Annotated in this window: 5 protein-coding genes and 2 pseudogenes; 4 read left to right on the top strand and 3 right to left on the bottom strand. The window is 70.9% G+C overall.

The features are described from left to right. Positions 1-327, top strand: a 327-nt coding sequence (locus AB0K09_RS07495) for a hypothetical protein (protein ID WP_366064345.1), incomplete at its 5' end; no start/stop codon positions are given. A 361-nt stretch (positions 328-688) separates the two neighbouring features. Here AB0K09_RS07495 and AB0K09_RS07490 read toward each other — a convergent pair. Then, positions 689-769: pseudogene (locus tag AB0K09_RS07490) on the bottom strand (nicotinamidase); the annotation flags it as partial. A 22-nt stretch (positions 770-791) separates the two neighbouring features. Between AB0K09_RS07490 and AB0K09_RS07485 the strand changes: the two are divergent. Next, positions 792-1,023, top strand: a pseudogene (locus AB0K09_RS07485) (IS5/IS1182 family transposase); the annotation flags it as partial. A 196-nt stretch (positions 1,024-1,219) separates the two neighbouring features. On the opposite strand, the gene AB0K09_RS07480 reads toward AB0K09_RS07485, so the two are convergent. Next, the gene (locus AB0K09_RS07480; protein WP_366064346.1) at positions 1,220-1,828 is read right to left on the bottom strand and encodes a TetR/AcrR family transcriptional regulator; all 609 of its coding nucleotides are present in this window, start codon (positions 1,826-1,828) and stop codon (positions 1,220-1,222) included. Between the two features lie 97 nt (positions 1,829-1,925). On the opposite strand from AB0K09_RS07480, the gene AB0K09_RS07475 reads away from it, so the two are divergent. Both AB0K09_RS07475 and dhaK read left to right on the top strand, forming a co-directional pair. Beyond that, entirely contained in the window at positions 1,926-3,230 is a 1,305-nt protein-coding gene (locus tag AB0K09_RS07475) for an alpha/beta hydrolase (protein ID WP_366064344.1), read from the top strand. A gap of 408 nt (positions 3,231-3,638) precedes the next feature. Next, positions 3,639-4,631: a dihydroxyacetone kinase subunit DhaK gene (gene dhaK, locus AB0K09_RS07470; RefSeq protein WP_366064343.1), complete on the top strand. Its 993-nt coding sequence runs from the start codon at positions 3,639-3,641 to the stop codon at positions 4,629-4,631. Positions 4,632-4,664: 33 nt separating this feature from the next. Here the strand turns inward: dhaK and AB0K09_RS07465 are convergent, their stop codons facing one another. Further along, entirely contained in the window at positions 4,665-6,071 is a 1,407-nt protein-coding gene (locus tag AB0K09_RS07465) for an NADP-dependent succinic semialdehyde dehydrogenase (RefSeq protein WP_366064342.1), read from the bottom strand. Positions 6,072-6,114: the final 43 nt, after the last annotated feature.

The following is a 6,114-nucleotide window of genomic DNA, read 5'->3' as shown; positions in this document are numbered from 1 at the left end:
GCCACCGGCGGCGCCACCGCGGCCGAGGCGGGAGCCATCGCCGACTACCTCGGCACTACAGGCGCCAAGCTCTTCGGCGCGAGCGCCAGCCAGGGCAGGCTCGCCGGGAAGGTGATCCAAGGAACGGTCGACCTCGCCACCCAGATCCCCACCGCTGTCGCCCTGGCCGGCGCGGCCGACACCGACACCGCGGAAGACGCCGCGACAACCGTCGACTTCGCCCGGGGCATGGCCGACAACGTCGGCGACTGGGCCGAAATGGGAGCCGGCGCGGCGAAGAAGGCCGGGAAGATCTCCCTCGCCCGCTTCGCCGCCGCCTTCGCCTGACGCGCCCGGCACGGCTGACGTACGGGTGCCGGCAGAGCGGAACGTGGGCAACCTGTCGGCATTCCCCGTGCTCCAGCAGCCGGCGGACCCCGCCGTGGCCAGCGTGATCACGGCACGGGCGGCACGGCCTCCTTGCTGCGCCAGGGGAGAAGAACCACCACCTCTGCCACCGTCGACAGCGCGCCGAGCCGGACGGCGCACCGTCGACGGCCGGACGCTGCGGCTCCTGAGTGCCTGGACCGCGTTCCCTGCCCGGCTGAGCACGCGTGGCGGGCAGGGGCCGATCGAGTGAACGACCGAGCGGTGACGCACCCGGCCACGGCCGGATGGGCACAGACGCTGCGGTGATCATCGATGCCTGCACGGGGAACGAGTCCCGGAAGCCGGGATTCTCGGAGAAGTGAGCGCCCGGGTCGATGTGGTGGTCACGGGTGGCGACGACGAAGGTGTACTGCCCGTCGCGCGGCTACCAGGGCACCGGCGTCCTCATGCCCCACCGGGGCCAGGCCGGACAGGAGCGGCTCCCGGCTGGAAGGAACGGCACAACACCTCCCACCGACAGGTCCGGGCCTGGGGCGAGCATGCCTTCGCCGGATGAAGAGCTGGAAGATCCTGCGGGACTGCCGCCTGAAGGGCGACGGCGTCTTCTGGGCCGCCAGCGGCGTCGCCCACATGCACAACCTCGCCCTCAGCGGAGGCTGGTCACAGCATCACGAGACAGCCTTCAGCCTCGAAGTCCTGTGCCCTTCTCCGGATCCGTTTCATGATGCCGACGGCAGTGTCCGCACCTGCCGCACTTCATTGCTCCGACGGGCATTCATCCGCCGCTCGGCCATGGCCGCGAGGAAGGCGCACAGGGCCGCGCCGTGGCCGGCCGGGTCGTGCTTCCCGGTCAGTCGGCGTGCCGGAGGCTGTGGAACACCTCGGGGGTGGTCCAGCCGCGCAGTGTCGCGGGAATCGTCGATCGGAATGTGGCCTCGGCCGTGGCGGCGTCGAGGGCTCCGGCCAGTTCGAGAGTCACCAGCCCGTGGAGGGTCACCCAGATCGAGAGGCCGATGAGCGTCGCTTCGCCGGCGAGGACGGACTCCGCCAAGGCGCGATCGATCGCCGCGAGGAGCGGCCGGATGGGGTCGCTGGTGCCGACTGGACCCGACGGATCGAAGGATTGCACACCGCCGAACAGCACCGTGTAGAGGTGGCGGTGTTCGCGTCCCCATCGGCGGTATGCGGCGGCCAGGGCGTAGAGGTCGGCAAGGGGGTCTTCGGAGGTCGGCACTGCCGACACTTCCTGGAACAGGCCGGCGACGGCTCTGTTGCGTACCTCGCCGATCAGCCCGTCCTTGCCGCCGAACAAGGAGTACACCGCCGTCGTCGACGTCCCGGCGGCAGTGGCCAGGGCGCGGAGTGTGACCGACTCCCGTGGACGGGTGGCGAGCATCTCGGTCGCGCACGACACAAGCCGCTCTCTGACGGTCTCGTCGTTCGTTCTCGGCCTGCCCACGACGAACAGCTTACTTCCTCTGATAACGTCGTTTTGAAACAGCGTTCTGAAACTGCTGGAGACACTCATGCCAACGTCCGTGATACGTGCTGTCCGCTTGGCTGGTCGCCTGGTGCTGGCCCTGGCCGCCATCGCGGGGCTGGTCGCCCTCTTCCTGACCCTCATCGCCCTCACGGACGGGGCAGGCTCGGGGATCCCCGCGTGGTTGACAACGCTGGGAATCGCGACTGCCGCCGCGTGGTGGTGGGGTCGGCGCCGTACCTGGCCGGCGCGGCTCGTGCCGTTCCTTCCGGTGGTCGTCGCGTCAGCACTGACGGCGTCGGTCTGCGTCCCGACCGAGCCCACGGCACGGCATTCCCCGCCCGACCTGCCTTTCGTGGCCACACAGCACTGGAAACTGGCCACCGGCAGCCAGGTCGCGGTGTACCACTACCCGCCCGCGAACACCGGCACCCGACACCCCGTTCCGCTCGTGTACCTCCACGGCGGACCAGTTCGCAGCATCTCGGTTCAAGACCACCGATTCCTGCGGCTCCTGGCGCGACAGGGCTACAACGTCTACGCCTACGAGCATGCCGGCGGGGGACGGAGCGACCTGCTTCCCATGGGCCAGTACACGATTTCCAGGTCGGTCCGCGATCTCGACGCCTTCGTCGACCGACTGGACCGGGGCAAGGTCGACGTCCTCGGATTCTCCGCGGGCGGCGGCGTGCTCACGCGAGCCCTGGCCGACCCGCGCGTCGCCGCACGTCTGCACCGGGCGATCATCGCCGAGCCCGGCCCGATGGACGGCCCCACCGCGCACATCACCGGGCACAAGGGCCGAGAATCCGCGCGCGACCTCGCGCCGGCCATGAAGGGACCGCGGTCGACATACACCCCCCGGTACGCCGTCGCATTCGGCCTGATGCGACTGGGCCTCCTCAGCCCTGACGCTGGGCTGATCGGACAGGCCGAGGGCGTCAACGCGTTCACCGCCGCCGATCTCGGCAGCGACACCGCATCCGCCTACTGCGCGCGCGACGCGCACCGCATCCCCACCGAGGACACGGAAGAGAACTTCTCCTTCAACGCCGGCGCCAGTCTCCACATACAGGAGACGATCAAGGACTCTCCCTCCATCGCCCCGGGCCTGAGGCGCTCCCGGATCCCCGCGATGCTGATGATCGCGGAGTGCTCCTCCCAGGTCCGTCAATGGGCGACCGCCATCCTTGCCAACGATCCCGCCATCCAGCGCACGCAGTACATGCCCGGCGTCGGTCACCACATGTGGAACGGCCTCGACGACAACAACAACCGAGCCGCCGCCATCGTCAGCGCATTCCTTCAGGACAAGCCGGCACCCCTGCCGGACTACCCCACCCGCGGCGAGATCCCCACCTTCCTGCGCGACCACAAGTGACGACGACCGGCAGCCCACCACCAGCTCGGCGGGCACGTACTCGGACGCTGCCGGGCAGCCATCCGGAGAATCCGTCGCTTGCCAGCGAGCCTGCACCCACAGCAGGCCCAGCCTCCGCACATACCAGGAGTCACGAGACAGCCCTTAGGGCGCCAACGCGGTCAGCGAGCGTGATCTACCGGTGCTCCCGCATCCACCCCCCGTCTCGGTACTGTTCCCCCTGGTCCGGCCACGCGGTTCAGGAGACCTGACGGGCAATCAGCAAAGTCGGCGTTCGGTCAGCATCAGATCCGCCAGAGGTCGCCACAGGCCGCCGGAGCCCGCCAAGGTCAACTATCGCCCATACCACTACTGACCTGCGAAGACACAGGTCAGCGGCCTATCCGCCCAACATCCGAGGAGCCCCCGTTGAAAATGCTGATCAACGTCCCCGAGACCGTCGTCGAGGACGCGCTGCGCGGCATGGCCGCCGTTCATCCCGAGCTGACCGTGGACGTCGAGCGGCGGGTGATCCTGCGGCGGGACGCGCCCGTCGCGGGGAAGGTGGCGCTGGTGTCGGGGGGCGGGTCCGGTCACGAGCCGTTGCACGGGGGGTTCGTGGGGTTCGGGATGCTGGACGCGGCCTGCCCCGGCGAGGTGTTCACCTCGCCCGTGCCCGATCAGATGCTGCGGGCGGCCGCCGCCGTGGACAGCGGGAAGGGGGTGCTGTTCATCGTGAAGAACTACACGGGCGACGTGCTGAACTTCAACATGGCCGTCGAGCTCGCCGAGGACGAGGGCATCCAGGTGGCCAGCGTGCTCGTCGACGACGACGTCGCCGTGACGGACAGCACCTTCACGGCGGGGCGGCGCGGGACCGGGGCCACGCTGTTCGTGGAGAAGATCGCTGGGGCGGCCGCCGAGGAGGGGGCGCCGCTGGAGCGGGTCGAGGCGATCGCGCGGCGGGTGAACGAGGCCTCGCGCAGCTTCGGGGTGGCGCTCGCGGCGTGCACGACCCCGGCCAAGGGCACGCCGACGTTCGACCTGCCCGCCGGGGAGCTGGAGCTCGGGGTGGGGATCCACGGGGAGCCGGGCCGGGAGCGGCGGGCGATGATGACGTCCGGGGAGATCGCGGACGTCGCCGTGCAGGCGGTGCTGGACGACCTGCGGCCCGGCGGCCCGGTGCTGGCGCTGGTCAACGGCGCCGGTGGCACGCCACTGCTGGAGCTGTACGGCTTCGCCGCCGAGGTGCACCGGGTGCTGGCCGAGCGGGGGGTGCCGGTCGCGCGGTCGCTCGTGGGCAACTACGTGACGTCGCTCGACATGGCGGGCGCCTCGGTGACGCTCTGTCAGGCCGATGAGGAGCTGCTGCGGCTGTGGGACGCGCCGGTGCAGACCGCGGGTCTGCGCTGGGGGCGCTGACCCGCGGCGGCTGCCGAGGGGCCGAGGGGGCGCCTACGCGCCCTCCGGCTCCGCTCCGTGCCAGACCGTGGTGACGTTGCAGAACTCGCGGATGCCGTGTCCCGAGAGTTCGCGCCCGTATCCGGAGCGCTTGACGCCGCCGAAGGGGAAGGCGGGGTGGGAGGCCGTCATCCCGTTGAAGAAGACGCCGCCGGCCTCCATGTCCCGTACGAAGCGGCGCTGTTCCTCCTCGTCGCGGGTCCAGACGTTGGAGCTGAGGCCGAAGGGCGAGTCGTTGGCGATCCGCAGCGCCTCGTCGGTGTCGCGGGCGCGGTACAGGGTGGCCACCGGGCCGAAGGCCTCCTCGCGGTGGATGCGCATGGCGGGCGTGATGCCGGCGAGTACGGTGGGCTCGTAGAACCAGCCCTCGGCCGGCCGCTCGGGGCGGCGGCCGCCGCACAGCGCGGTGGCCCCCTGGCCGAGCGCGTCGTCGACGAGCTCCTCCAGGTCGGCGCGGCCCTTCTCGGTGGCGAGCGGGCCGACGTCGGTGGTGTCGGACATCGGGTCGCCGACGGTCAGGGCGGACATGAGGGCGGTGAAGCGCTCGGTGAAGGCGTCGTAGATGTCGGTGTGGACGATGAAGCGCTTGGCGGCGATGCAGGACTGCCCGTTGTTCTGCACGCGGGCGGTCACGGCCGTGCGGGCGGCGCGTTCGAGGTCGGCGGAGGGCATGACGACGAACGGGTCGCTGCCGCCCAGCTCCAGGACCGTCTTCTTGATCTCGTCGCCGGCGACCGAGGCGACCGCGCGCCCGGCCGGTTCGCTGCCGGTGAGCGTCGCGGCGGCCACGCGCGGGTCCCGCAGGACGGCCTCGACGGCTCCGGAGCCGATGAGCAGGGTCTGGAAACAGCCCTCGGGGTAGCCGGCGCGGTGGAAGAGGTCCTCCAGGTAGAGCGCGGTCTGCGGCACGTTCGAGGCGTGCTTGAGAAGCCCGACGTTGCCCGCCATCAGGGCCGGGGCGGCGAAGCGGACGACCTGCCAGAGGGGGAAGTTCCACGGCATGACGGCGAGGATCACGCCCATCGGCCGGTAGTGGACCCGGGCGTGCGCGGCCCCGGAGTCCCGGACCTCGCTCGCGGGGGGCCGCTCGTCGGCCAGCAGTTCCTCGGCGTGCTCCGCGTACCAGCGCATGGCCTTGACGCACTTGGCCGCCTCGGCCCGGGCCGCCGCGAGCGGCTTGCCCATCTCGGTGGTCATGGTGCGGGCGATGTCGTCCTGATCCGCCTCCAGCAGGTCCGCGGCACGGTTCAGCAGCCGGGCCCGTTCGGCGAAGTCCGTCGTGCGGTGCCGGCGGAAGGCCGCCTCGGCGGCCGCCAGGCGGCGCTCGGTCTCCTCCGGCCCCAGCTCGTCGAAGGTCTTGAGGGTCTCGCCGTTCGTGGGGTTCACCGTCGCGATGGGCATGGGTGTCCTTCCTCATGCTCGATGCCTCGACCCTGCGCCGACC

Source organism: Streptomyces sp. NPDC049577 (assembly GCF_040675635.1).
In the GTDB taxonomy this organism is placed as follows: domain Bacteria; phylum Actinomycetota; class Actinomycetes; order Streptomycetales; family Streptomycetaceae; genus Streptomyces.
Note: the sequence above shows the minus strand (reverse complement) of the source record. Positions and strands in the feature narration are given on the sequence as shown.